At 70.1% G+C, this 25,254-nt stretch carries 24 protein-coding genes; 9 read left to right on the top strand and 15 right to left on the bottom strand.

The features are described 5' to 3' along the window. The first annotated feature begins 57 nt into the window (after window positions 1-57). Complete coding sequence (locus ABLI39_RS05630; protein WP_349412441.1) at window positions 58-2,478, top strand: DEAD/DEAH box helicase; 2,421 nt, start codon at window positions 58-60, stop codon at window positions 2,476-2,478. Window positions 2,479-2,555: 77 nt separating this feature from the next. Here the strand turns inward: ABLI39_RS05630 and ABLI39_RS05635 are convergent, their stop codons facing one another. From ABLI39_RS05635 to ssd, 7 genes are all read right to left on the bottom strand, one after another. Next, complete coding sequence (locus ABLI39_RS05635; RefSeq protein WP_349412442.1) at window positions 2,556-2,969, bottom strand: Rv3654c family TadE-like protein; 414 nt, start codon at window positions 2,967-2,969, stop codon at window positions 2,556-2,558. Next, a complete protein-coding gene (locus tag ABLI39_RS05640; RefSeq protein ID WP_349412443.1) occupies window positions 2,969-3,346 on the bottom strand; it encodes a TadE family type IV pilus minor pilin in 378 nt (125 codons plus the stop codon). Before ABLI39_RS05640 ends, ABLI39_RS05635 begins: the two co-directional genes overlap by 1 nt. Before the next feature lie 104 nt (window positions 3,347-3,450). Then, window positions 3,451-3,750: a DUF4244 domain-containing protein gene (locus ABLI39_RS05645; RefSeq protein ID WP_349412444.1), complete on the bottom strand. Its 300-nt coding sequence runs from the start codon at window positions 3,748-3,750 to the stop codon at window positions 3,451-3,453. Between the two features lie 214 nt (window positions 3,751-3,964). Further along, window positions 3,965-4,570 (bottom strand): type II secretion system F family protein, encoded by a 606-nt coding sequence (locus tag ABLI39_RS05650; RefSeq protein WP_349412472.1) that lies wholly within the window; start codon window positions 4,568-4,570, stop codon window positions 3,965-3,967. Further along, the gene (locus tag ABLI39_RS05655) at window positions 4,570-5,421 is read right to left on the bottom strand and encodes a type II secretion system F family protein (RefSeq protein WP_349412445.1); all 852 of its coding nucleotides are present in this window, start codon (window positions 5,419-5,421) and stop codon (window positions 4,570-4,572) included. The genes ABLI39_RS05650 and ABLI39_RS05655 overlap by 1 nt, the downstream gene beginning before the upstream one ends. Beyond that, window positions 5,418-6,638 (bottom strand): TadA family conjugal transfer-associated ATPase, encoded by a 1,221-nt coding sequence (locus tag ABLI39_RS05660; RefSeq protein WP_349412473.1) that lies wholly within the window; start codon window positions 6,636-6,638, stop codon window positions 5,418-5,420. The genes ABLI39_RS05655 and ABLI39_RS05660 overlap by 4 nt, the downstream gene beginning before the upstream one ends. A 56-nt stretch (window positions 6,639-6,694) precedes the next feature. Beyond that, complete coding sequence (gene ssd / locus ABLI39_RS05665) at window positions 6,695-7,858, bottom strand: septum site-determining protein Ssd (protein ID WP_349412446.1); 1,164 nt, start codon at window positions 7,856-7,858, stop codon at window positions 6,695-6,697. Between the two features lie 91 nt (window positions 7,859-7,949). Between ssd and ABLI39_RS05670 the strand changes: the two genes are divergently transcribed. Both ABLI39_RS05670 and ABLI39_RS05675 read left to right on the top strand, forming a co-directional pair. Continuing rightward, complete coding sequence (locus tag ABLI39_RS05670) at window positions 7,950-9,659, top strand: bifunctional 3'-5' exonuclease/DNA polymerase (protein WP_349412447.1); 1,710 nt, start codon at window positions 7,950-7,952, stop codon at window positions 9,657-9,659. A gap of 167 nt (window positions 9,660-9,826) precedes the next feature. Continuing rightward, window positions 9,827-10,117, top strand: a complete 291-nt coding sequence (locus ABLI39_RS05675) for a YegP family protein (RefSeq protein WP_349412448.1) — start codon at window positions 9,827-9,829, stop codon at window positions 10,115-10,117. 43 nt (window positions 10,118-10,160) lie between these two features. Here the strand turns inward: ABLI39_RS05675 and ABLI39_RS05680 are convergent, their stop codons facing one another. The 4 genes from ABLI39_RS05680 to ABLI39_RS05695 form a co-directional block, all read right to left on the bottom strand. Continuing rightward, the gene (locus ABLI39_RS05680; RefSeq protein ID WP_349412449.1) at window positions 10,161-10,841 is read right to left on the bottom strand and encodes an NUDIX hydrolase; all 681 of its coding nucleotides are present in this window, start codon (window positions 10,839-10,841) and stop codon (window positions 10,161-10,163) included. Beyond that, window positions 10,838-11,713: an endonuclease III gene (gene nth / locus ABLI39_RS05685; protein WP_349412450.1), complete on the bottom strand. Its 876-nt coding sequence runs from the start codon at window positions 11,711-11,713 to the stop codon at window positions 10,838-10,840. Before nth ends, ABLI39_RS05680 begins: the two co-directional genes overlap by 4 nt. A 7-nt stretch (window positions 11,714-11,720) precedes the next feature. Next, the gene (locus tag ABLI39_RS05690; protein ID WP_349412451.1) at window positions 11,721-13,079 is read right to left on the bottom strand and encodes a hypothetical protein; all 1,359 of its coding nucleotides are present in this window, start codon (window positions 13,077-13,079) and stop codon (window positions 11,721-11,723) included. A gap of 149 nt (window positions 13,080-13,228) precedes the next feature. Next, entirely contained in the window at window positions 13,229-13,552 is a 324-nt protein-coding gene (locus ABLI39_RS05695; protein ID WP_349412452.1) for a hypothetical protein, read from the bottom strand. A gap of 135 nt (window positions 13,553-13,687) precedes the next feature. Between ABLI39_RS05695 and acs the strand changes: the two genes are divergently transcribed. The 3 genes from acs to ABLI39_RS05710 are packed head-to-tail and all read left to right on the top strand — an operon-like array spanning window position 13,688 to window position 17,300. Next, complete coding sequence (acs, locus tag ABLI39_RS05700; protein ID WP_349412453.1) at window positions 13,688-15,721, top strand: acetate--CoA ligase; 2,034 nt, start codon at window positions 13,688-13,690, stop codon at window positions 15,719-15,721. Window positions 15,722-15,774: 53 nt separating this feature from the next. Beyond that, window positions 15,775-16,254: a type II 3-dehydroquinate dehydratase gene (aroQ, locus tag ABLI39_RS05705; protein WP_349412455.1), complete on the top strand. Its 480-nt coding sequence runs from the start codon at window positions 15,775-15,777 to the stop codon at window positions 16,252-16,254. 2 nt (window positions 16,255-16,256) lie between these two features. Then, window positions 16,257-17,300, top strand: a complete 1,044-nt coding sequence (locus ABLI39_RS05710) for a DUF2332 domain-containing protein (RefSeq protein WP_349412456.1) — start codon at window positions 16,257-16,259, stop codon at window positions 17,298-17,300. A 22-nt stretch (window positions 17,301-17,322) separates the two neighbouring features. Here the strand turns inward: ABLI39_RS05710 and ABLI39_RS05715 are convergent, their stop codons facing one another. After that, window positions 17,323-18,504: a MarP family serine protease gene (locus tag ABLI39_RS05715; RefSeq protein WP_349412457.1), complete on the bottom strand. Its 1,182-nt coding sequence runs from the start codon at window positions 18,502-18,504 to the stop codon at window positions 17,323-17,325. 265 nt (window positions 18,505-18,769) lie between these two features. On the opposite strand from ABLI39_RS05715, the gene ABLI39_RS05720 reads away from it, so the two are divergent. Next, on the top strand, window positions 18,770-19,447 hold the full coding sequence (locus ABLI39_RS05720; RefSeq protein ID WP_011693220.1) for a Crp/Fnr family transcriptional regulator: 678 nt from the start codon (window positions 18,770-18,772) through the stop codon (window positions 19,445-19,447). Between the two features lie 464 nt (window positions 19,448-19,911). On the opposite strand, the gene ABLI39_RS05725 is transcribed toward ABLI39_RS05720, so the two are convergent. Genes ABLI39_RS05725 through sp36 form a run of 3 tightly spaced genes read right to left on the bottom strand, consistent with a single transcriptional unit; the run spans window position 19,912 to window position 21,601 of the window. Then, entirely contained in the window at window positions 19,912-20,823 is a 912-nt protein-coding gene (locus ABLI39_RS05725) for an NUDIX hydrolase (protein ID WP_349412458.1), read from the bottom strand. Window positions 20,824-20,840: 17 nt separating this feature from the next. Next, window positions 20,841-21,443 carry a RidA family protein gene (locus tag ABLI39_RS05730; protein ID WP_349412459.1) on the bottom strand — a complete coding sequence of 201 codons (603 nt, stop codon included), beginning with the start codon at window positions 21,441-21,443 and terminating at the stop codon, window positions 20,841-20,843. 2 nt (window positions 21,444-21,445) lie between these two features. After that, window positions 21,446-21,601, bottom strand: coding sequence for a Sp36 family protein (gene sp36, locus ABLI39_RS05735; RefSeq protein WP_003797879.1), 156 nt, complete (start codon window positions 21,599-21,601; stop codon window positions 21,446-21,448). Between the two features lie 37 nt (window positions 21,602-21,638). Here sp36 and ABLI39_RS05740 point away from each other — a divergent pair, with 37 nt between their 5' ends. Beyond that, window positions 21,639-23,930, top strand: coding sequence for a transglycosylase domain-containing protein (locus ABLI39_RS05740; RefSeq protein ID WP_349412460.1), 2,292 nt, complete (start codon window positions 21,639-21,641; stop codon window positions 23,928-23,930). 2 nt (window positions 23,931-23,932) lie between these two features. Next, complete coding sequence (locus ABLI39_RS05745; RefSeq protein ID WP_349412461.1) at window positions 23,933-24,880, top strand: metallophosphoesterase; 948 nt, start codon at window positions 23,933-23,935, stop codon at window positions 24,878-24,880. The last annotated feature ends 374 nt before the right edge of the window (window positions 24,881-25,254 follow it).

Here is a 25,254-nt window from a genome sequence, read left to right on the forward strand (position 1 = left end):
TCCCGGACAGCAGGGGCTTCTGACGGGCGATTTGAGCCCGGGTGAAACAATGTTGGAGTGAATCCCCATGAGTCCCTGATCCCGTTGCTGGGCCGCGGCCCGGACCCGGAGCAGCTGCGGCATGTGAGGACGATCCCGGCCCGGATGGCCGTCAATGAGCCGTGGCCGGAGTGGGTCCATCCGGATCTGGTGCAGGCCTACGGCTCGCTCGGCATCCACGAGCCCTACCGCCACCAGGTCCAGGCCGCCGACCTGGCCCACGCGGGCGAACACGTGGTGATCGCCACCGGCACCGCCTCGGGCAAGTCCCTGGCCTACCAACTGCCGGCGCTGGACGCGGTCCACCGCTCCGAGCTGCGTGTCCTGGCCGATCCCGGCAAGATCCACGACGACGGCGCCGTGACGCTCTACCTCTCCCCCACCAAGGCCCTGGCCGCCGACCAGCTGGCCGCCATCCGCTCGCTCCAGCTGCCCACCGTCCGCGCCGAAACGTATGACGGCGACACCGACCCTGCTTCCCGGCGCTGGATCCGGGACCACGCCAACGTGATCCTGGCCAATCCCGACATGCTGCACTTCGGGATCCTTCCGAACCACGCCTGGTGGGCCCGCTTCTTCCGCCGGCTGCGCTACGTGATTGTGGACGAGGCGCACAGCTACCGCGGTGTTTTCGGCTCGCATGTGGCCAACCTGATGCGCCGGCTCCGGCGGATCTGCGCCTACTACAGTCCCGGCGCCGGCCATCCGGGGCCCGTGTTCATCGCCGCTTCGGCCACCGCGTCCGATCCCGGAACGTCTTTCGGCCGGCTCATCGGCGCCCCCGTCCGGGCGGTGTCCGAGGACTGCTCGCCGCACGGGGCCACCACCGTGGCGTTCTGGGAACCGGCCCTGACGGAGCTGCGCGGCGAGAACGGGGCCAAGGAGCGCCGGACCGCCGTAGCCGAAACCTCGGATCTGCTGGCGAACCTGGTTTCCTCCCGGATCCGGACCATCGCGTTCATCAAGTCCCGGCGCGGGGCCGAGACGATCGCCTCCATCACCAAACGCCTCCTGGACGAGGTGGACCCGAGCCTGCCGCAGCGGGTGGCGGCCTACCGTTCCGGGTACCTGCCGGAGGAACGGCGGGCACTGGAAAAGGCGCTGCGCTCCGGCGAGCTGCTGGGCGTTTCCAGCACCTCGGCGTTGGAACTGGGCATCGACATTTCGGGCCTCGACGCGGTCCTGGTCGCCGGCTGGCCGGGAACCCGGGCATCGCTGTTCCAACAGATCGGCCGGGCGGGCCGCGCCGGGCAGGATGCCATCGCCGCGTTCGTCGCGAGCGACGATCCGCTCGACACGTATCTGGTGAACCACCCGGAGGCGATCTTCGACGTCTCGGTGGAGGCCACGGTCTTCGACCCCTCCAATCCGTATGTGCTGGGACCCCACCTGTGCGCGGCCGCGGCGGAATTACCGCTGGGCTACTCGGAGCTGGAGCTGTTCGGCCCCACCGCCGAGAAGTTGCTGGACCAGCTGGTCGTCCAGGGCTACTTGCGCAAACGTCCCGCCGGTTGGTTCTGGACCCACCCGCAGAGCGCCGCGGCCATGGTGAATCTGCGGGCGGACGGCGGCGGCCCGGTGAGTATTGTGGACGCTGACACCGGTTCGCTGCTCGGCACGATGGATTCGCCGCAGACGCACTACCAGGCGCACACCGGCGCCATCTACGTCCATCAGGGTGAGAGCTATGTCGTCGAGGACCTGAACGAAGGCGAACACTGCGTTGTGGTGCGGCGCGCCAACCCCGACTACTACACGACGGCGCGCGACGTGACCCAGATCGAGGTGCTGGAGACGCTCCGCACGACGCAGTGGGGTGACGTTGCGGTGCATTTCGGCGATGTGAAAGTGACGACACAGGTGGTCTCCTTCCAGCGAAAGGCGCTGATTTCAAACGAGATCCTCGGCGAGGAACCGCTGCAACTGGGGGCCCGGGATCTCTTCACCAAGGCTGTCTGGTTCGTGATGGACAACAGGTCTCTGACGGGCGCCGGGCTGATAGAGGCGCAGTTCCCCGGCGCCTTGCACGCCGCCGAGCACGCTGCCATCGGGTTGCTGCCGCTGGTGGCGTCCAGCGACAGGTGGGACATCGGCGGGGTCTCCACGGCGATCCACGCCGACACCGGAGTCCCGACGATTTTCGTGTACGACGGCCACCCGGGGGGTGCCGGCTTCGCCGAGCGCGGCTACGACAAGGCCCGGGTGTGGCTCGCTGCGACGCGCGATGCGATCAAGGCCTGCGAATGCGAGTCCGGCTGCCCGTCGTGCGTCCAGTCCCCCAAATGCGGCAACAAGAACAACCCGCTGGACAAGGACGCTGCCGTCACGCTGATCGAGATGCTGCTGACCGACGCCACGGACCTGATGGGCGGCCCCGCCGGGGAGTCGGCGACCCCGGTCGCGGGGGCCGCCGGCCCGGTGGCCAGCCCGGCCGGGTAGCCGGCGCTGCCGGGCGGACCAGCAGTGTGTGGGCCAGACGGGCCGGAGGGCCCAGCAGCCCGGACCGGCAGGCGGCGTTACCCGCCGCCGGTCCCCGGCGGTCCTCGGGCGGGCTCCGGCGGCCCGTCTTCCCCGGCTGGCGGCGGTCCCGCCCGGGCAAGCCCCATAGCCGGCCCGAACATGCCGTGGAAGGGGAGTTCCGTCCGGACCTGGACGGTGTCGCCGAATACCACCGAACAACCCACTAACCGGGCGCCGTGCCGGCCGGCGACCTCGGCGCCGACGGCACACGGTTCCCCGGGTGTAAGGCCGCGGGCGGCGTCCGCCGCTGCGAGCGCCGCCAGATCCGCCGCCGAGGCGGCTTTCGCGACCAGCGCCGCGGCCTGGGCCAGCAGCACCACGGCGCTCACTGCCAGCAGCAGCACCAGCCCGAGGCCCACGGCGAGAACGGTGCCCGCGCCGAGCTCCGAGTTCCTTACGAGGACGGCCATCATGCATCCCTGGTCAGGCCGTGGGGCGCCGTCGCTGGAGCGGAGAGCGCCGCGGCGTCCGTGGACTCACGCCGCGCCCAGGCCTTCGCCGTGAGGGTCCACGGGATCAGGGAAGCCGCCGCTCCGCTGACAGTTCCGGACACCGTTACGCTGAGCCAGATTCCGTCGGCAGTCACGGTTGACCGCGCCGATTCTCCGGCGAGCTGCCGGACGATGCCACCTACAGCAGCGGCGTCCTCACCGCGAGCGAGGGCCCGGGCGCCGGCCCGGGCCGCCTCCTCGAGCCGGAGTTGCGTCAACCCGGCGGCGGAACCGGCCAGCAGCAGGCCAAGGACCAGGAGGACGGCCGGCAGTGCGACGGCGAATTCGGCCGTCACGGCACCCCGGCCCGCTGCGGACCGGGGTAAGGGCCGCGGGGTCCCCGGATTCCCGGAGCCGCGGGAGCGTGCCGGCCCGGCTGACGAACCCCGCGGCACGCCGTTCACGGCAGCGCGAGGGCCGTGCGGATGATGTTTAGCAGGAACCCCCGGACCTCGTCGCTGCGCATGATGAGGACCAGCAGGCCGGCAAACCCGACGGCGGCGAGGGTAGCGATGGCATACTCGGCGGTCGCCATCCCCGCTTCGGAATGGCGGAGTTTCCGCTGCCGGCGTGCGGGCCTGGGGAAGACCTGCACCGGCGGTGCCTGCCGGGCGCCCGGGTAAATTTCGCGTACGTCCGCGCTTGCGGTTTCGTCCTGCGCTCGGTCGGGGCCGGCGGGGGCGTTTCGGTGGAAAGTCATGAGCGTTCCTCTCGGGAGATTCCGGCACGGTCACCGGCTGATTCCAATCTGCGTTGCCCGGCCGCGGCGGGTAAGAGTGCTGAGGTCCCAAGTGGATAAATCCGGGTGTGGAGGAGAAGTCGCGGCCCGGAAGCGGCCCGTTCCGGTGGCGGCCCGGCGTCTCGTTCCTGCGGCGACCCCCGGACCGGCGGCTTGCTCCTCGGTGTGCCGGGACTCATGCGCCCGGGGGCAGAAGCGCAAGCAGCACCGGCACGATGCCCAGGCAAACGAAGGCGGGCAGCGAGCAGAGCCCCAGCGGGATGACCAGCTTCACGCCCAGCGCGGCGGCGCGGCGCTCGGCATCCCGGAACTGCTCGCGGCGCAGCCGGGCCGCCTGCGCGTAAAGGATGGCCGCCGAGGGCACTCCGGTCTTCGCCGCGAAATCCAAGGCTTCCTTGAGTGCCAGCACCGGGGCGGGAACGGGACCGGAGCCCCGCCAGGCGGTCTCCCAGTCGGCGCCGATCGCTAGGGCGGAGATGACCGGCACCAACGGGCGGCGCAACGCGTCGGAGGCGTGCCCAGCGAGCAGTTCCAGCGAGCGGCCAAGCCCGGAGCCGGCGTCCAGCATGGCGCCGATCAGTTCCAGCATCAGCGCGGGATCCCGGAGCCCGAGATCAGGGCCCTCCGGGTGGCCGCCGCCCTTGACGCGGCCGGCCGAGCTCTCGGGCCGGTGCTGGTCCTGAATCCTCCAGCGCCGGTCCTCCCACCGCCGGTCCGTGCCAGCCACGACCACCGCCGCGGCCAGCAGGACGGCCACCGCGAGCGGGCCCGGGGGCAGGATCACGGCCGCCGCCCGGCCGCGGCCCGGACGAGGCGGGCGGACCAGATCCGGCCGGCCGCGGTGAGGGCCACCCCCGCGCCGAGAGCCGCCGTGCCCCAGGGAGTGCCGAGCAGGATGGTCCACGGATCCACCCCGAGCAGTACCCCGATTCCGAGCCCCAGGAAGGGCAGCCAGGTCAGGATCCGGACCGTGGCTTTAGGCCCGGCGAGCGCGGTCTGCCGGGCGGCCCGGGCGTCGCCGTCGGATTCCAGGTGGGCGGCGAAACGCGTCAGGACGTCGGCGAGCGGGCAGCCGCTGGCCTCGGCCACGTCGAAGCACGCGGCAAGCTCCATCCAGACCGCCCGTTCCCTCCGGTCATAACTCCGGGGGCCGCCCCGTCCGTGGTCCGGGGAGGCTCGCGTTCGAATGGCCGCTGCCACCGGGGATCCCCGCAGGGCAGCAGCCCGGGCAGCGGCCACGATGTCCCGCGACGTCGCACCTAGGGCACCGGCGCGGCCTGGCAACCCGTCCCGCCGCCCGGAGCCGTCCGTTGGGAAGCCCTCCGGCGACGGGTCCCCGTAGAGCAGCCAGAGGTCCTCCCACAGCTGGGCAGGCGCCCGTCCGCCCTTCAGCAGGGCAGCCAGCTGTTGCGCGAGCACGGTCATGGGAACCTCCGAGCGGGTTGCCCGCCCGCCGTGCCTCATTGGCAAGCGGGCCCGCCAGCCGCGCCCGAGGGCAGCAGCAGCTTCCGGCAGGCGCCCGCCCCGCGGAACGGCCAGAATCCTCCGCAGTCGCCGGCCGGAGCCACCCGGCGGCGCGAAGACCAGCCAGAGCGCCAGCGCCAGGATTCCGGTCAGGGCGGCGGCGGTCATGGGGCCACGCCCGACCGGTCGGTTCCGGCGGCGCCAGGACAGCCTGGCACGGCAGCCGGATCCATGCCCAGGCGGGAGGCCAGCTCCGGCCAGGCCGGACCGGACACGACCGAGCCGTCAATCGTTTCCAAGGCCCCCTGGACGGCCAGTTCGGATCCGTTTTCCCCGACCAGCCCGACGGATGCTACGTGCCGGCCGTGACCGGTCCGTTCCAGGTGGACTATGGCATCGAGGGCGCTGGCCGCCTGGAGCCGGACGGCGTCGGGCCCCATTCCCGCGAGAGCTCCCAGGGCCGTCAGCCGGGCCGGGACCGCGGCGGCAGTGTTGGCATGGATGGTCCCGCCGGCACCGGTGTGCCCGGTGTTCATCGCGGAGAGCAGTTCCCGGACTTCCGCGCCGCGGCACTCCCCCACCACCAGCCGGTCGGGACGCATCCGCAGAGCCTGCCGGACCAGCTCGCCGAGCCCGACGGCGCCGCCGCCCTCGAGGTTGCTGTGGCGGGACTCCAGCGACACCACGTGCGGATGAACGGGGTTCAGTTCCGAGGCGTCCTCGATCAGAACGAGCCGCTCCCCCGGTCGGCACAGGCCGAGGAGCGTGGCGAGCAGCGTCGTTTTGCCCGACCCCGTCGCGCCGCTGACCAGGAAGCTCAGGCGGCTGGCCACCATCCGTTCCAGCACCTCCCGCACGATGGGCCCGAACATGCCGGCACGGCCGAGCTCGTCCAGGGAGAAGACCGACTCGCGCCGGATCCGCACGCTCAGCAGCGTGCCGGCCGTGGAGATCGGCGGCAGCACCGCATGGACCCGATACCCGCCTTCGAGCCTGACATCCACGCAGGGCGAACCGTCGTCCAGCCGGCGCCCGCCGGCGGCCACCAGCCGGGCCGCGAGGGAACGGACCTCGGCCTCGCCGGCAAAGGTAACCGGGGCGCGTTCAAGCCCGCGGCCGCGGTCCAGCCACACCGAGGCCGGGCCGTTGACGAAGATGTCCGTCACGAGCGGGTCCCGCGTCAACGGCTGCAGCGGTCCCAGCCCGTTCAGTTCGGCGCTGATGCTTTCGACGGCGGCCAGCGCCCCTGCGGTGCCGAGGAGCCTGCCGCTGGCCTGCACGGCTGCGGCCACGCGGGACGGCGTGACCGGGCCAGCATCGGCCATGACCGATTCGCGGACCGCTTCAAGGAGCAACGCATCCACCCGCCGCTGGGGGCCGCGCAGCTGCCGGCGGAACCGTCGGTTCTCCGGGTCCGGCGGTTCGGGCGCAAGCTGCGAACTCACGGGAACACGTCCGCGCCGAAGGCCAGGACTCCTTCGGTGAAGCGTTGTACGCTGCGCCGTCCACCGGCGTCCAGCAGGCGCCCGAGTTCCGTGGCGGCGGCCGTCCCCCGGACCTCGGGCACGATGGCCTGCACGGGGAGCCCCACGGCTTGGGAAATTAGCTGGTAGTCGAATGCGACCCCGGGTTTCGTCCGGATCGCCAACACGGTCTCCACCGGAGGTAGCTCGGGCACCAAACGGGCTGATGCCACCGCGGCCCGGAGCTGGGCGGGCAGCACGACGACGATCCGGTCGCATTCCCAGGCGAAGGTCCGCAGTGGCTCGAGCGCGCGGCCGATGTCCAGCACCACCAGCTCGTAGCAGCGACGCGCGGCGTCAAGCACACCGGCGACCGCGGCCGGGTCGATGGCCCGTGGCAGTTCCCGGTTCCCCGGCCAGGACAGAAACGAGAACCCGCCCGCTTCGGGCAGCGCCTCGTGGAGCTGATCCGGGTCGATGCTGCCGCTGGCCTCTGCGAGGTCTGGCCAGCGGAGCCCGGGTTCTTCTTCGGCAGCGAGGGCCAGTTCGAGGCCGCCGCCCCACGGGTCTCCGTCGATCAAGAGGACCCGGGCGCCCAGTCCGGCGGCGGCCTGGGCCAGCCAGATGGCGGCGGTGGTGGCCCCGGCGCCGCCGCAGCCGCCAATGACGCCGAGGACATGCCCGCCCGGATCCGGGGCGTGCGATCGGCTGAGGTACTCGGCGAGCCAGGGGCCGCCCTCGGGGAGGACGGCGACCCGTTCGGCCCCCATGGCCGCGGCCAGCTGCCAAAGGCTGTCCCCCTCACCGCTCAGTCCCACAAGAACTGCCGGCGCACGGCGCCGGATCGGGATTTCCCGGACGTCGCTGCCAACGAGCACGGCGCCGGCGGAGTCCCAGTACGGGGCCGCCTCCGCGGCATCCCGTGCCAGGCTTAGCTGGCGCCCGGCCGCGGCGACGATGCGCTCCACCTCGCCGCGCAGGACCTCGGACGCGGTGACGAGCAGCGTCTCCGCCGTCCCTTCGGGAAGCCACGACCCCGGGCTGGACACCGGGTCCAGTCTCGGCCCGGGCCCGGCCCCGGCCCCGGACTGCCGGGACGCGGGCTGACTGGCGACTGGCTCGGGTAGTTGATGCCTGCTCATGGCACCACTTTGGAGGCATCGGACGCTGCAGCTGCCCGCCATCTTCGGCTATGTGGAAAACCGGGCGGCGCGGCAGGGCAGAATTGAGCCTATGTACCTGCTGCTCGCCGCCCACGCCGACGGCGCAGCCCTCCAACAGCTCACGCCGTCGGGCGCACCCGATCCCGCGGCCCCCGAACCGCGACTGGTCAGCGCCACCGAGCTGCCCGGCGTCGTGCGCCAGCTGGAACGGCAGCGTCCGCGCTGGATCTGGCACCGCACCCAGGACTGGTACCCGGCTCTGCTGGCCGCCGGCGTCGAGCTGGAACGCTGCTACGACCTGGCCCTGTGCGGCGCGATCCTGGCCCACTCGGAGTTCACCGCCCACACCGCGTACGCCCGCAACGCGGAGAAGCTGACCCAGGACGACGACGTCCAGCAGCCGCCGCGGGCACTGCAGCCGCCTCCCCCGCCCGCGGACCAGGGCGCCCTGTTCGATGACCCCGGGCTGCGCGCCGCCCCGCGGCACTCCCCCGAGGAGCTCCGCGCCGAGTACACCGCCCAGCAGGAAGCCCTGGCCGCGGTCGACCCCGACGGCGACCGCCGCAAGCAAAGGCTCCAGCTCCTGCTCGCCGCCGAGTCCGCCGGCGCCATGATCGCCGCCGAGATGCAGCACACCGGCGTGCCCTGGCGGGAGGAACTGCACGAGCGGATCCTCGCCGACTACCTCGGCCCGCGGCCGCCCCAGGGCCACCGGCCCGCCAAGCTGGAGGCGCTCAACACCGAGCTGCGGACCCTCCTGCAATCCCCGGCGTTGAATCCGGATTCGCCGCAGGAACTCATGCGGGCCCTGCACCGGAACGGCATCGAGGTCAAAAGCACGCGGCAGTGGGAGCTGAAGGAATCCACCCACCCGGCGATCGAACCGCTGCTGGCCTACAAGAAACTCGCCCGGCTGCACGCAGCAAACGGCTGGGCCTGGCTGGACGCCTGGGTCAAGAACGGCCGCTTTCAGCCCGAATACGTGGTGGGCGGCGTGGTGTCCGGGCGCTGGGCCTCGCGCGGCGGCGGCGCCCTGCAGATCCCCCGGCAGATCCGCGGTGCCGTGCACGCCGACCCGGACCACAAACTCATCGTCGCCGACGCCTCCCAGCTCGAACCCCGCGTGCTGGTGGCCCTGGCCCAGGACTCCAGGATGGCGGAGGCCGCCCGGGACAAGGACCTCTACGCCGGCATCGCCGCGCAGGGATTCGGCGGCGACCGGGCCAAGGCCAAGGTTGCGCTGCTCGGCGCCATCTACGGCGCCACCACGGGCGAATCCGGGCGGCTGATGCCGCAGCTGGCGCGCACCTACCCGCGCGCGGTCGGCTTCGTGGAGCAGGCCGCCCGCGACGGCGAGGCCGGCAGGACCGTCACCTCCCGGCTCGGCCGCAGCAGCCCGCCGCCCTCCGAACGCTGGATGCGCAGCCAGCAGTCCGCCACCGCGGAGGAACAGCGCCGGGCCGAGGCCCTCGCCCGATCGCGCGGAAGGTTTACCCGGAACTTCGTGGTGCAGGGTTCGGCCGCCGACTGGGCCGCCTGCTGGCTTGCGGAACTACGACGGCGGCTGCGGACCCTGCGCGCGGACGGCACCCCGGCCGGGGAACTGGTCTTCTTCCTGCATGACGAGGTCATGGTCCACTGCCCCGAGGCCGCCGTGGAAGCCAGCATCCGGGCCATCGAGGACTCCGCGGCCGCCGCCAAGGAGCTGCTGTTCGGCAGAATTCCGGTGGAGTTCCCGGTGAGTATCGCCGTCGTCGACTCCTACGACAACGCCAAATAGCAGACTTAAACTGCCCCCCGGCGCCGGGCCGGACACCCGGGGTAACGTACCCGCCAGTAGCGTTGCGCCCGCTCTGTGAGCCCCGTTACGCTCAAAAAAGGCCGGCGCCGATCCCGAATGATCCGCCGGTGCAAAGCAATGAGGCAGGGAACCGGGGAGGCAGCAGAGTGGCTGGCGTATTCGAGATTGCAGCGGCCGGAGAAGAGTCGTACTTTTTCAGGCTGACAGCACCGGACGGGACAGTAGTTGCCGTTTCACCCCTTTTCAGCACCATCAAGGGGGCGGCCGCGGGCATCACCGCGGTGCGGGAGAACGCCGCCACCGGGCTGGTCGTGGACCACTCCGCCGGAGAGGCGCCCGGCAGACCGGCCGCACCCTCGAAGCCGGCCGCCAAACCGGCCGCCACACCGTCCCGGCGGGGCGCCGCGAGGCCCGGACCGCTCGTAACATCGCGCTGACACACGGCACCCGCAGGGTCGACAACCCGCCGCGTGAGTACCGCTAGATGTCGATGCCGTGGAGGCGGGTGCGGTCCCAGGGGACGGACCAGCCCAGCTGGTCGAACAACTGGTTGAGGATCATCCCGGTGAAGCCCCACACCACCACGCCGTTGACGGTGAACGCCGGGCTCTGGAACGTCTGGCCGGCCCGGCTGACGGTCGCCATAACGCGGTTGTCGGGGTCGAGCAGGTCCCGGACCGGCACCCGGAACACCTGGGCGGATTCGCCGTAGTCGACCACCCGGACGGGCGACTGCGACGCCCACCAGCCCAGGACAGGGGTAACGAGGAAGTTCCCGCGCGGCAGCGCCAGTTCGGGCATGACGCCCAGGACGTCCACACCGCGCGGGTCCAGGCCAGTTTCCTCCTCTGCCTCACGCAGGGCGGCCTCGATAACGGTTTCGCCGGGGTCGATGCCGCCGCCGGGAAAGGCGACCTGCCCGGGATGGTCATCCAGGGTCTGCGCGCGCTGGAGCAGCAGCACGTCCAGGTCCGCCGGCGCCAGCAGCTTCACCGAGGTCGCCGGGACATCGTCCAGGGATCCGAACAGCATCAGCACGGCCGCGCGGCGCACCCGTTCGCCCGGCTCCACGGCCAGCTCGCGCCAGCGCGGATCAGGAGACGGCGCCGTTCCGGCCTCTACCGCGGCCACGAGGTCAACAAGATCCTGGCGGGCCGTCACCGCGGCCTCCGCTGGGATTCCATCCGGATTTCGGCGGCCCGGTGGGTTTCCGCCAGCAGCTTCGCCAGCAGTTCCTCCTGGCCCGGGGCCAGCTCGTATTTCAGCAGCTTTTTCGCCTTCTCCGGATCCGTCTCGCCCTCGCCATAGCTGGGGCACCAGTTCGCCACCGCGCAGGCGCCGCAGGCCGGCTTCCGGGAATGGCAGACGCGCCGGCCGTGGAAGACCACGCGGTGCGAGAGCATGGTCCAGTCCCTGGGCTCAAACAGCTCGGCGACGTCGGACTCGATCCGGACGGGGTCGTCCGACTCCGTCCAGCCGAAGCGGCGGGCCAGCCGGCCGAAGTGCGTGTCGACCGTGAGTCCCGGGACGCCGAACGCGTTGCCCAGGACGACGTTTGCGGTCTTACGGCCGACGCCGGGCAGCTTCACCAGGTCTTCCAGCCGGCCGGGCACCTCGCCGTCGAAGTCGTCCACCAGCTTGGTGCACAGCGCCATCAGGTTCCGCGCCTTGGCCCGGAAGAACCCGGTGGGTTTGATGATGGCTTCGAGCTCGGCGGGCTCGGCCTCGGCTATGCTGCGGGCATCCGGGTACCGGGCAAACAGGGCCGGCGTGATCTGGTTGACCAGCACGTCGGTGGTCTGGGCCGAGAGCACGGTGGCCACTACCAGCTCGAACGGGCTACGGAAGTCCAGCTCCGCATGCGCGTATGGGTACTGCTCGGCCAGCGCCTTGTTGATCCGGCGGGCACGGCGTTTGAGCCCCAGCAGCGTCTCCCCGGATGCCCGGGTCCGGCGGGATTTCGCGCCGGCTAACACAGCGCCGGGCAGCCCCGCGCCGCCGTGCCGCGCGGCGCTGCCGGGTTTGGTGGCCATGGTCCGGCTAGCCGCGTTCGATGTTGCTCAGGTCCCGCAGCACCCCGACGCGGCCGTCCGTGTGCTGGACCAGGAACTCGTGGCCGCGGTCTTCGAGGGCGAGGACCCAGCCCCCGGGCTCGACGACGAACGCCGGCGCTCCGGTGTGCTCGTCGACGGCGGTGCGGGGCTGGGCGACGGCGAACCAGAACGCCTCATAGGCGGGCTGCTGGGCCTCGGCCGCGCGCCGGCTCGCCGGATCCACCGTAGCGCCGATCGGTTCCTGCGAACGGACCTGGGGCGTGAGCGCGGTGGGCGCCTCGTGGCCTGCGGCGGCTGGCACTGCCGCTGCCGGGACCGCGGCGGCCTGGGTCTCGTCCAGTCCGGCGCGCTGTTCGGCCGGCGCGGCCGGCCCTCCCTGCGCTTCGGGGGCGACCGGCGCTGCCGCAGCCTGGGTCTGCTCGGCGGCAGGCGGTGCGTAGGCGGCCGCCGGCGTCGGGGAGGCTGCAGGCGTCGGGGAGGCCGTGGGTACGACGCCGTGCGCCTGGGTTGCCGGCTCTTCGGCGGCCGGGCGGCCATGTCCAGCCGCGGCGGCACCCGCGGCGGCAACACCGGCCGCGCCGGCGGCGGCAACGGGCGAGGCTCCGGGGGTTTCATGGCTGCGCGCCGCACGCTCAGACCCGCCGGCCTGCTTGCCCGGAACAAGCTTCTTGGCCCAGCCTGCCAGCGGGCTGGTTCCCTGCTTGGCGGCCGAGCCTTCGCCGGCGGCCTTCGGGGCCTTGGGCGCCTTGGGGGCGCGCGGTTTGCGCACGGGCTCGGCGGCTTCGCGGGCCACCACATGGGCCGGGGTTTCGGCGCGGTGCAGGAAGTCGCCGGCGAAGACCGGAATCAGCCGAGCCAGCACGGTGGCGGTGAAGAGTCCGAGGGCGCCCAGCAGGCCCAACAGCATGCTGGGCACAAAGGCGCCGGCGGCGGCCAGGAAGAAGAAGGCCAGGCTGAACGACGCCACGACGGAGCCGAACTGGTCGACCGAGAGGGAGCCAATCCGGATTTTGGTGCCCGGGCTGACCCGGCGAGCCACGAAGAGCGCCGCGACGATCAACGGCAGCAGGATCCCCAGGCCCAGAAAGAAGAGGCTGCCCAGGTTCCAGAGGTTGTACCGGATGGCGAACATCGGGATCAGGGAGGCGATGAAGAGAACCAGCGTGGATCCGAAGACGGTGAGGTCCCGGACGGTGAAGGGCCCCAGGACGGCCTCGTTGTTCTTCGCGTTCGGCTTGTCCACGGTGAAGCGGGGCTGTTCCGCCTGCCCGCCAGCCTGCGCGGGCCCGGCCGTCGCTTCGTTGGGGGAGGGCGCGTTGAGCTGCCCGTTGCTTTGCTCGTTCATTCTGTTCTCCTTAGCGTGGCCGCACCCTGGACGGTGCCGCCTAACGGCAGGCAAAAACAGGACCGCCAGCGGTCCTGTCGCCCCCATCGGATGTCACAACTCCATCTCACCCTAGCCAACAGCAGGACCGATCACTAGCTGACTGGCCGTCACTCCAGCACCAGCGTGTGGGTCCTTTCGCCCTGCGCGTAAACGAGCGTGATGGTCAGCGGGAGTGTGTCTGCCCCCGCGGGGACACTGAACTCATGTGAGGTCGGCGCGAGGTCCGCGGTGCACGGGTTTCCCGGGGACGGTGCGATCTGGATGCTGACCTGGTCCGGGGCGGTCGCTTCGATCCGGGAGGGGACGGCCGGGCAGCTGGAGCTTCCCCAGAGGGTGATGCGCCGGCCGCGGCCCCGCGGCCGCCATTCGGCGCTTAATAAACACCGCTCACGGCTCCCTGTGTGACGGGGCACACGTTCGGTCAGTGCCAAGGGTTAGTGTGTATTTCGGAACAGCTCTTGCGGCCCGTCCGTGACCAGCCGATGCCCGATGCCGCGCAGGCGGCAGGGCACTGCGGTGCAACGGACGTTCCGTGCGGCACGGCTCGATGAATGATGAGGTTCACCATGTCCCAGCAGACCCCAGGCTCCACGACAACCCAGGCGCCCCGGCAGGGCGACGCCTTCGAAAACCTGTCGCAGGAGAACCGGAAGTTCGCCCCCTCGGCCGAATTCGCCGCCAACGCCGTGGTCACCGCCGCCGACTACGCAGAGGCCGACGCCGACCGGCCGGCGTTCTGGGCCAAGCAGGCCCGCAGCCTGCTGAGCTGGAGCAAGGACTTCACCCAGACGCTGGACTGGACCAACCCGCCGTTCGCCAAATGGTTCGTCGGCGGCGAGATCAACGCCGCGTACAACGCCCTGGACCGGCACGTCGAAGCCGGCAACGGGGACCGCGTCGCCATCTACTTCGAGGGCGAACCCGGCGACACCCGAACCTACACCTACGCGCAGCTCACCGAAGAGGTCAAAAAGGCCGCCAACGCGTTCGAATCCCTCGGCGTGGCCAAGGGCGACCGCGTCGCCGTCTACCTGCCGATGATCCCCGAGGCCGTCATCACGCTGCTGGCCTGCGCCCGGATCGGCGCCATCCACTCGGTGGTGTTCGGCGGTTTCTCCGCCGAGGCGCTGCGGTCCCGGATCGACGACGCCGAAGCCAAACTTGTGGTCACGGCCGACGGCACCTACCGCCGCGGCAAGCCCAGCTCGCTCAAGCAGGCCGTCGACGAGGCCCTCGCCCACGAGGGAGACGGCAGCGGACACACGGTGCAGAACGTCGTCGTCGTGAAGCGCAACGGCCAGGACGTCGACTGGCACGAGGGCCGGGACCACTGGTGGGCCGACACCGTCGGGGCCGCGTCCGCCGAACACACCGCCGTCGGCCACGACGCCGAACACCCGCTGTTCATCCTGTACACCTCCGGGACCACCGGCAAACCCAAGGGCATCCTGCACACCACCGGCGGCTACCTCACGCAGGGCGCCTACACCCACAAGGCGGTGTTCGATCTGCACCCGGAAACGGATGTCTACTGGTGCACCGCCGACGTCGGCTGGATCACCGGCCACTCCTACGTCGCCTACGCCCCGCTCATCAACGGCGCCACCCAGGTGATGTACGAAGGCACCCCCGACTCCCCGCACCAGGGCCGCTGGTGGGAGATCGTGGAGAAGTACAAGGTCTCCATTCTCTACACCGCACCCACCGCGATCCGCACCTTCATGAAGTGGGGCAAGGAGATCCCGGCCAAGTCGGACCTGTCCTCGATCCGCGTGCTGGGTTCGGTGGGCGAGCCCATCAACCCCGAGGCGTGGATGTGGTACCGGGAGGTCATCGGCTCCAACGCCGGCGCGCACGGGGAAACGAAGGAGAACCCGGCCCCGATCGTGGACACCTGGTGGCAGACCGAAACCGGCGCGCAGATGATCGCCCCGCTGCCCGGCGTCACCGCAACCAAGCCGGGCTCGGCCCAGGTCCCGCTGCCGGGCATCGCCGTTGACGTCGTCGACGAGGCCGGCGAGTCCGTGCCGAACGGCGCCGGCGGCTACCTCGTGATCCGCGAGCCGTGGCCGGCCATGCTGCGCGGCATCTGGGGCGACCCGGAACGGTTCAAGGAAACCTACTGGTCCCGCTTTGAGACGATGTACTTCGCCGGCGACGGCGCCAAGAAGGACGACGACGGCGACATCTGGCTGCTCGGCCGGGTGGACGACGTGATGAACATCTCCGGCCACCGGCTCTCCACCGCCGAGATCGAATCCGCCCTCGTGTCCCACCCGGCCGTGGCGGAAGCCGCCGTCGTCGGCGCGGCGGACGAGACCACCGGCCAGGCTGTCGTGGCGTTCGTCATCCTGCGCGGGGACGCGGTGGACTCGGGCGAGGCGATGGTCCAGGAGCTCCGCAACCATGTGGGCAAGGAAATCGGTCCGATCGCCAAACCCAAGACCATCCTGATCGTCCCGGAACTGCCCAAGACCCGTTCCGGCAAGATCATGCGCCGCCTGCTCAAGGACGTCGCGGAGGGCCGCGAGGTCGGTGACGCCACCACGCTGGCCGACAACACCGTGATGGCCCAGATCGCGCAGTCGCTCAGGAAGTAGGCTCCCGGCAAGGTGCAGGCCAGAGACCGGGGTTCCGCGGTACATTGGCTGGCATGAGCGAAGCCAACCCCTTGGATACCGTCGCCCGACGCGGCACCGTCCTGGTCCTCAACGGACCCAACCTGAACCTGCTGGGTACGCGCGAGCCCGAGAAGTACGGCACGGCCACACTGGCCGACGTCGAACAGCTCGCCAAGGACGCCGGCGCGGCGCACGGGCTCGACGTCGAATGCTTCCAGTCCAACCACGAGGGCGCGCTGGTGGAGGCCATTCACGCCGCCCGCGGCAAGGCGCTGGGCATCGTCCTGAACGCCGGCGCCTACACGCACACCTCGGTGGCGATCCGGGATGCGATCACGGCCGTGCAGCTGCCCGCCGTCGAGGTCCACATCACCAACGTGCACGCCCGGGAACCGTTCCGGCACCACTCCTACCTCTCGGACGTCAGCAAGGCGGTGATTGCCGGGGCGGGCATCCTCGGGTACCGCTTCGCCGTCGAATACCTCGCCGAACTGCACGCGGGCCGGGACTGAGCATGGCCCCCGCGGCGGAGCCTGCCGGGACCGCGGACTGGTACCGCCATTTTGGAACCGTCGACGCCCCTGGAAACTCCGCCTGCTATGCCGAGTGGTCGGTGGCTATCGCGGACGATCCCGAACTGATCCGCCGGATCGACGCCTGGCCGCACAATAAGCGCCAGCCACTGCTGATGCTGGCCGCCGCCCGCTTCCTCGGCGCCCGGATCGGCCCCTACCGGGAGTTCCGGAGTTTCCTGGACGCCCGCTGGGACGACGTCTCCCGGATTGTGCTCTCCCGGTCCACCCAGACGAACGAGGCCGGACGCTGCGCCGCGCTGCTGCCGTCGCTGGCCCGCATCGCCGCCGCGGAAGGCCGTCCGCTGGCCCTGATCGAAGTCGGCGCCTCGGCGGGCCTGGCGCTGTTTCCGGACCGCTACGGCTACGAGTACGACGGCGGGCCCGGCGGCGTGACGCGCCTGGCGCCGGCCGGGGCCGCGGCCGGAAGCTACCCGGTCCTGCGCTGCGCCGCCACCGGGCCCGTTCCGCTGCCGACCGGGCTGCCCGCGGTCGTTTGGCGCGCCGGCATCGACCTGAATCCGCTCGACATCAAAGACCCCGACGACGTCGCCTGGCTGGAGGCGCTAATCTGGCCGGAGCAGGTCTTCCGCCGCGAGCGGCTGCGCCAGGCGATCGGCGTCGCGCAGGCAGATCCGCCGCTGCTCGTCGCCGGCGAGCTGAACGAACAGCTCATGGCCCTGGCCGGGCAGGCCCCGGCAGACGCCGCCCTGGTGGTGTTCCACAGCGCGGTGATGGCCTACCTCGACGCGGCCGGGCGCGAACGCTTCCGGGACACCATGGCGCTGCTGGCCGCTGACCGGGGCTGCCACTGGATTTCCAACGAGGGCCACACGGTGATTGTCCAGGCGGACTCCAGCGTGGTTCCGGAAATGGACGCCGCCCGGCTCGGCGGCCGCTTCCTGCTGCTGGAGGACGGCCTGCCGGTGGCCATTGCCGGACCGCATGGCCAGGGCCTCGAGTGGATCGAGGCGGGCGCCGGCTGACTTAGCCCCGCGCGCTGGGTGCCTACTTCTTGATGCACTGCCCGGGTGAGACGGCGTCGCCCAGCCCAGGGGCCTGGGCGGCCACGGGGCCGAGGTCGTTCATGGTGATGGCGAAACCGAGCGAGGCCTCCGAGGTGGACTTGGCGAAGACCACACCGGACACCTGCCCGTCCATGGTCAGCAGCGGGCCGCCGGAGTTCCCCGGCTGGACGTCGCCGGCGAGCCGGTAGACATCCTCGGCCGCGGCATTGTTGCCGTAGATGTCCGGGACCAGGACGGTCGCGACATCCCGCACGGTGGCCGGCTTGGACTGGAACGGGCCGCCGTGCGGATAGCCGGCGAACGCTGCGGGGCTGCCTGAAGGGAGATTTGGCCCCAGCGGCAGCGGCGCGGAGGGCAGACCCTCCACGGCCAGCACGGCCAGGTCGTGGCGGCTGTCAAAGTAGACGACCCGGCCGGGGAGGGCCCCGCCGCCGGGGACTTCAACCACGGGTTCGGGGACGCCGGCCACCACGTGGGCGTTGGTCACCACGCGGCCGGGCGAGACAACGAAGCCGCTTCCGGTCTGGTTCTGTCCGCACTGGTAGGCGGTTCCGGCGATCTTCAGGACGGACGCGGCCGCCTTGTTCAGTGCCGGGGTGTCGGTGCTGGCGTTGGGGACCGGCACGGGCTGGCCGCCGATGCCTTCGAACAGGGTCGGAATCCCGTCGCCGATGACGGCCGACCGCAGCTGGGCCATGGACGTCTTCAGCGGGGTGGGGGTGACGCCGTCGATAAACCCGATCACCTTGGAGTCGGCAAGCTGCTGGGACACAAAGGGAACGCCCAGGGCGCTGATGCTGAACGCCAGCATGGACATCACGAGGGCGGACACGGCCACGTTGACGCCGCCGCCCACCACCCGGTCGGCCAGCCGGAGCGGGCTGATCTTGACGACGCTGCGGATGCGCCGTCCGATCATGGTGCCCAGCCCGTGCCCGAGCATCATCAGCAGCACGGCCGTGGCGATGATCGCGGTCAGGCGCCAGGACGGGTCGTCGACGAGGTCGCTGACAATCGGCACCGACACAAAAGCAGCCACCGCCCCGGCCGCGAACCCTGCGATGCCGCCCAGCGTCACCAGGAAGCCGTTGCGGAAGCCGTAGATCAGGTAGGACAGGAGCGTGAGGATCAACGCCAGGTCCAAAATGGTCAAGCCGTACACCGGGGGCTCCTTAGAAACGTCTAGGCCACTATTCTACCGGCGCGCACCGACACTTTGTCGGCCGGCGGCGGCCGGACCTGACGGTCCCGCGCCCGGGTGCACACCGGCTGGCCGGGGGGCTGCGCGCCGGCGGCCCGGGCGCGCACTCCGGCGCGCACTCCGGCGCCGTTTCGCGTGTTTCGGTGCCAAGTACGTCACAGAAGCCACAAAATTCTGAAACAATGGCTGAAGCGCCCCCAGCCGACACAGTAAGTCAGGAGATTTCATGGATATCGAGGTATTGCGCCGCGCACCCCTTTTCGCCACGCTCGACGACGAGGCGTTCCGTCTGCTGACGGACGAACTCACCGAGGTGGACCTCTCACGCGGAGCCTCGGTTTTCCGGGAAGGCGACCAGGGTGACCAGCTCTACTTCATCGTCTCCGGCAAGGTAAAGCTCGGCCGCACCTCCCCCGACGGGCGTGAGTCCCTCCTCGCCATCCTCGGCCCGGGCGAACTCTTCGGCGAAATGGCGCTGTTTGACCCGAGCCCGCGCACTGCCACGGCCACGGCCGTGTCCGAAACCCGCCTGGCCGGGCTGAAGAACGAGAGCCTCAACGCCCTGCTGCGCACCCGCCCGGAGGTTTCCGCCCAGCTGCTGCAGGCCCTGGCCCGCCGCCTGCGCCGCACCAACGATTCGCTCTCCGACCTCGTCTTCTCCGACGTCCCGGGCCGCGTCGCCAAGGCCCTGCTGGACCTGGCGGACCGCTTCGGCCGTCCCGCGACCGACGGCGTCCTGGTGGCCCACGAGCTCACCCAGGAAGAACTGGCCCAGCTGGTCGGCGCCTCCCGCGAAACCGTCAACAAGGCCCTCGCCGAATTCGTCCAGCGCGGCTGGCTGCGCCTGGAAGCCCGCGCCGTCGTCATCCTCGACATGCAGCGCCTGCGCCAGCGTTCCCGCTAGGCGTTCCGCGCAACGTTCGCTAAACACTGAGGGCCGGCCCGCGACAACGGGCCGGCCCTCAGTGGTTTTCGCGGCGGCTACCAACGGACATGCTCATCTCTGCACGCCAGGAATGGACATATACCCGCTATGTCCATTGCCCAGCCCGAACGATGAGCATGCCCAACAACGAGTTCCGGCCCCAACGGGCATGCCCATTTGCCCAGCCCGAACGATGAGCATGCCCAACAACGCGCGTCCGCCCCGACGGGCATGCTCATCCCTGCACGCCAGGAATGGACATACACCCACTATGTCCATTGCTCAGCCCGAACGATGAGCATGTCCGGCAACGAGTTCCGGCCCCGACGGGCATGTCCATTCCCCAGCCCGACCGATGGGCATGCCCAGCAACGCCTGCCCGACCCAACGGGCATGTCCATTGCCCATGCCCGCAGGCCTACCGCACAGGCCCGGCAGGCTTCCTACCGCTCCCGCTGGGGTTCCCCGGCCACGGTCTTGGCCGCCTCGACCTCAAGCATCAGTGTGCCGTCCTCCTCCACGAGGGTCGGCTGGTAGGCGTGCGCCGTGCGCTTGTAGCTGAGGTAGGCGATGCAGCCGTTCGCGGCCGCCATCTTCTCCAGCATGATCTCCGAGCCCGGGACCAGGAGCTGGCCCAGCTTCAGGCCCACGGTATTCGGCTGGCCCACCTCGTCGCCGAGGGCGGTGCTGTCACGTTCGGCGATGACCTTGCGGACGCAGACCCAGCGCCCCCACACGCCCTTGCTGGCCAGAAGCGAGGGCTGCTGGTTCATCGGGACGGTCGCGGCAAAGTACCGGGTATTGAAGCGGCGGTGTGAGAAGTCCGGGCTGAGCCAGTTCACCAGCGGTTTCAGCAGGTCGGTCCGCACCGAAAGTCCGCGCTTGGCCAGTACATCGGTGAAGGATTTCTCCTGCTCGGCCACCGCTTCCCGGGCGCGCATCCACTCGGCCGAGGAGGTTCCCTCCACCGTGGTGGACAGGTCCGGTCCGGCCAGCAGGATGCCGGTCTCCTCGAACAGCTCGCGAATCGCCCCCACGACGTGGCGGCGGGCCAGCCCGACGTCGGGCGTCCCCATCTTCTCGGCCCAGAACTGCGGCGGGGGCCCAAGCCAGCCGACGGCGTCGTCGTCGGACGCTTCCAGCGAGCCGCCCGGAAAGGCGAGCACGCCCAGCGGCGAGGTACCCGGCCGGTACCCCAGCCAGGTCTCCAGGCCGGTGGGCGAGTCCCGGAGCAGGACAACGGAGGAGGCATAGCGGGGCGCGCGGGGGGTCCGCTCGCCGTGTTCAAGCCAACTGCGGGCTGCCCCCTCAAGATCCGGGGGGAGGACGAACAGGCGTCGTGCTAAATGCGGCAAGGGAAAGGACCGGCCTTCTAGGCGAATTCGGCGATCAGTTCGACCTCGACCGGGGAGTCGAGCGGCAGAACGGCAACGCCGACGGCGGAACGTGCGTGCTGGCCGGCGTCGCCGAGGACGTTGCCCAGCAACTCGGACGCGCCGTTGATGACACCGGGCTGGCCGGTGAAGGAGGGGTCGGAGGCGACGAAACCGACGACCTTGACGATCCGCGTGATGCGGTCGAGGTCGCCGATCACGCTTTTCACGGCCGCCAGGGCGTTGACGGCGCAGACCTCGGCGTAGCGCTTCGCGGCCTCCGGGGCCACGGTCGGTTCATCCGAGGTGCCCTCGGTCCCGGAGGAGACCTTGCCGGTGGCTTCGAGCTTGCCGTCGATGAACGGCAACTGGCCGGAGGTGTAGACGTGGTTGCCGGAGATGACGGCGGGGACATACGCGGCCACCGGGGCCGCCACGGCGGGAAGCGTGAGTCCCAGCTCGGCGAGCCGCTGTTCGACGGCGGACGACGCGCCGGTGCGCGCGGCGTTTTCGGTGCCGGCCGGGGCTGTTTCGGCGCTGTTGGCGGGGCTGTTGGTGGAGCCTGCGCCGGCGGCCGGGGCGGCCGCTTGAGGGGTGCTCATGGCTACTGCTTCTCCCGCTTCAAGTAGGCAACCAGGCCGTTCCCATCGGGGCCCGGAACAACCTGGACAAGCTCCCAGCCGTCGTCGCCCCACTGATCCAGGATCTGCTTGGTCGCGTGGATAATGAGCGGAATCGTGGCGTACTCCCATTTGGTCATGAAGTAAAGCCTAGTCCTTGCCGGTAAAGTGGAAAACATGGCGACTGGTAAGAACCCTTTATTCGACACGGCCACCACCCTGGGAAAGATCATTCTTTTCCTGGGCGTGAGCGCCATTTGTGGTGTGCTCGTGGCGGGGCTGCTGGTTCCCGCGGCTGCCCTCTCGGGCAACACCGCCAGCGGGTCGATCAAGTTCTTTGAAGCCCTCCCGGCCGAGCTCCAGGTCGATCCCCCGAGCCAGTCCACCAACATCCTCGCTGCCGACGGCAGCGTGATCGCCAGCCTCTTCTCGGAAAACCGTACCCGGGTGTCGCTGGACAAGATGTCGCCGTTCATCAAGGACGCGGTCGTCGCCATCGAAGACAGCCGCTTTTACGAGCACGGCGGCGTGGACACCACCGGCATCCTGCGAGCCCTCGTCAGCACCGCCCGCGGCAACAAGCAGGGCGCGTCCACCATCACGCAGCAGTACGTCAACAACGTCATCAACTCGTCGCTGGAGTCCGAGGGCAAGGGTGACCAGGTCCTGCTCAACGGTGTCAACAAGGGCGTCGGGGACAAGCTCCGCGAGATGAAGCTCGCCATCGCCCTGGAGAAGAAGTTCACCAAGGAGCAGATCCTTGAGGGCTACCTGAACATTGTCTTCTTCAACCGCGACGCCTACGGCATTGAAGCCGCGTCAAAGCTCTTCTTCAGCACCTCCGCCAAGGACCTGACCCTGCCGCAGGCCGCGCTGTTGGCCGGCCTGGTGAACAGCCCGTCCTTCTACGACCCGGTCGCCCACCCGGACAACGCCAAGGTGCGCCGCGACCTGGTGCTGAAGGCGATGCTGACGCAGAAGAAGATCAAGCAGCCGGAGTACGACGCCGCCGTCGCCGCCCCGGTGGAAACCAAGGTCAGCCAGGCCAAACAGGGCTGCGCGTACGCCTCCACGGCGCCTTACTTCTGCGACTACGTGCTGCACCTGCTGCTGAACAACCCGGCCTACGGCGCCGACGCCGAGACCCGCAACCGGAAGATCTTCCGCGGCGGCCTGACCATCAAGACCACGCTGGACCCCAACGCCCAGGCCGCCGCCCAGGCCCAGGTGGATGCCTCTGCCGGAGCGAACCCGGACAAATGGGGCGCCGCCCTGGTCTCGGTCCAGCCAGGCACCGGCAAGATCATCAACATGGCCCAAAACACCGTGTGGTTCCCCGCCGAGGCAAAGTTCGACACGAACCTGAACTTCAACGTCGACAAACTCGACGCGAAGGGCAACGACCTCAACGGCCTCGGCGGCGCGCAGCCGGGCTCGACCATGAAGCCGTTCACGTTCGCCGAATGGCTCAACGAGGGCAAGTCGATGAACCAGGTGCTTAACGGCGCCGTGCGGAAGTACCCGCTGAACTTCAAATGGCGGAACTCCTGCGGCGTGACCACCGGCGCCTACAACACCGCCGAAAAGGACCTCGGCGCGGCGGAAGACCTGCAGAACGCCGAGGAGAGCTGGTACCGGCCCCTGACCGTCCTCGAGGGCCTCTACAACTCCATCAACACCATCACCTTCGCCTCCGCGGCCCAGCTGGACTTCTGCGGCATCCAGAAAATCGTTGACTCCGTGGGGCTGCATTCCGGCCTCCCTGCCGTGGACAAGGACGGCAAGATCACCGAGCCGACGCCGAAGATCGACATGTTCACCACGGCCAACCTGCTGGGCTCCACCCAGACCTCGCCGCTGTCCATGGCCAGCGCCTTCGCGACCTTCGCCAACGACGGCAAATACTGCGAGCCGATCGCCATCACCTCGGTCACGGACCAGAACGGCGCCCAGTTGCCGGCCCAGGCCACCAACTGCCGGGACGCTATTAAGCCCGAGGTCGCCAGGGGCGTCAATTACGCGCTGCAGGAGGTCCTGAACCGCGGTTCGGGCGCCCTGATCAAACCGCGGATCTCCACCCGCACCAACTTCCCGATCGCGGCGAAGACCGGTACCTCGAACAACAACGGCTCCACCTGGGTGGTCGGGCACACCCGCGGCCTGGCAACGGCCTCCTGGTTCGGTGACCCGCTGCTCAACCAGCAGCGTCCGGGCCAGAACATCACGATCAACGGCCAGTTCTACAAGGGCATCGACGGTTACATGATCGCCGGTCCGCAGTTCTCGAACTTCATGGCCCAGATTGCCCCGGCGTACGGTACCGACCCGTTCCCGGCACCGCCGTCGAACATGGTTACCGCCCCCGTTGCACCGGCTCCCGCCCCGGCCCCTGCCCCGACGACGGCGCCGACCCAGGCGCCTGCGCCCAGCCCGGTGCCGACGGACACCAAGAAGGGTAACGGTCCCTAGAGATGGCCGCCCTCAACGAACTGGCAAGCCGCGCCCGAAGCATCGGGCGCGGCTTTGCCGTAACCGCCGCCCTAGGAGCCGTTGCGGGTGCCTCGGCCACCGGCTACGGGCTGTGGGAGAAGAACCAATTCGTCCTGCGGGAGGAAACCCTCCCGATCCTGCCGCCCGGCTACGGCCCACTGCGCGTGCTGCACCTCAGCGACATCCACTTCGTACCGGGCCAGCGCCGCAAGGCCGCCTGGCTCGCGTCCCTCGCAGGACTGGAACCGGACCTGGTGGTCAACACCGGGGACAACCTCAGCCATCCCAATGCGGTCGGGCCTTTGCTGGAGGCCCTGCGGCCGCTGATGGAGTTCCCCGGCGTCTTCGTGCCCGGGTCCAACGACTACTACGCCCCCCGCTTCAAGAACCCGGCGACGTACTTTCTTGGCCCCTCCTCGCGTCCGAAGAAGGCCACGGAACTGGACTGGCCGAGGCTGCGGGCCGGTTTCGGCATGGGCGGCTGGGTTGACCTGACCAACCGCTGCCAGTCGCTGGTGCTCAAGGGCCTGCGCGTCGACTTCTCCGGAGTCGACGATCCGCATCTGGGCCTCGAACGCTATGCCGGCTGGCCCCGCGGCACCAGGGGCCAGGATGCGAAGCCGCACCTGCGGGTCGCCGTCGTGCACGCCCCCTACCAGCGCGTGCTGGACCATTTCACCGGGGACGCCGCGGACCTGCTGCTGGCCGGGCACACCCACGGCGGGCAGATCTGCGTCCCCGGGTACGGTGCGCTGGTGTCCAACTGCGACCTGCCCACCTGGCGGGCCAAGGGCCTGCACGACTGGGAGAGCAAGGGCCGTACGACGCCGGTGAACGTCTCCGGCGGCATCGGCACCTCGCGCTTCGCCCCCGTCCGGATCGCCTGCAAGCCCGAGGCCGTGCTGCTCACCCTGACCGCCCGGACCTGAGCCTCGGGGTCTCCCCCGCGCCAGCTTCAGAGGGACATGCCCATCCCCGAATCTAGGCCTGCGCCGGGGTTGCCCGAGTCCACGGTTCCAACGGACATGCCCAGTCTTCACGCCCAGCAACGGACATGCTCCGTCCCGGACCAACACTCCACCGGACATGCCCAGTCTCCACGCCCAGCGATGGACATAACGGCATTTTGCCCATCCCCTGCGTCCAAGGATGGACATGTCCGTCCAGCCCCGTAACGAAGAATGAGCATGCTCAACTGGGCGGCCGCGGAACGGGCATGTCCGGAACTTGAGGGATCGAACAATGGGCATGTCCCACCGCGCCGCTGAACTGGTCCCCAAAAGTTGGACTGGGAAATTCAGTT

Source organism: Pseudarthrobacter sp. B907 (assembly GCF_040137805.1).
Lineage (GTDB): Bacteria > Actinomycetota > Actinomycetes > Actinomycetales > Micrococcaceae > Arthrobacter.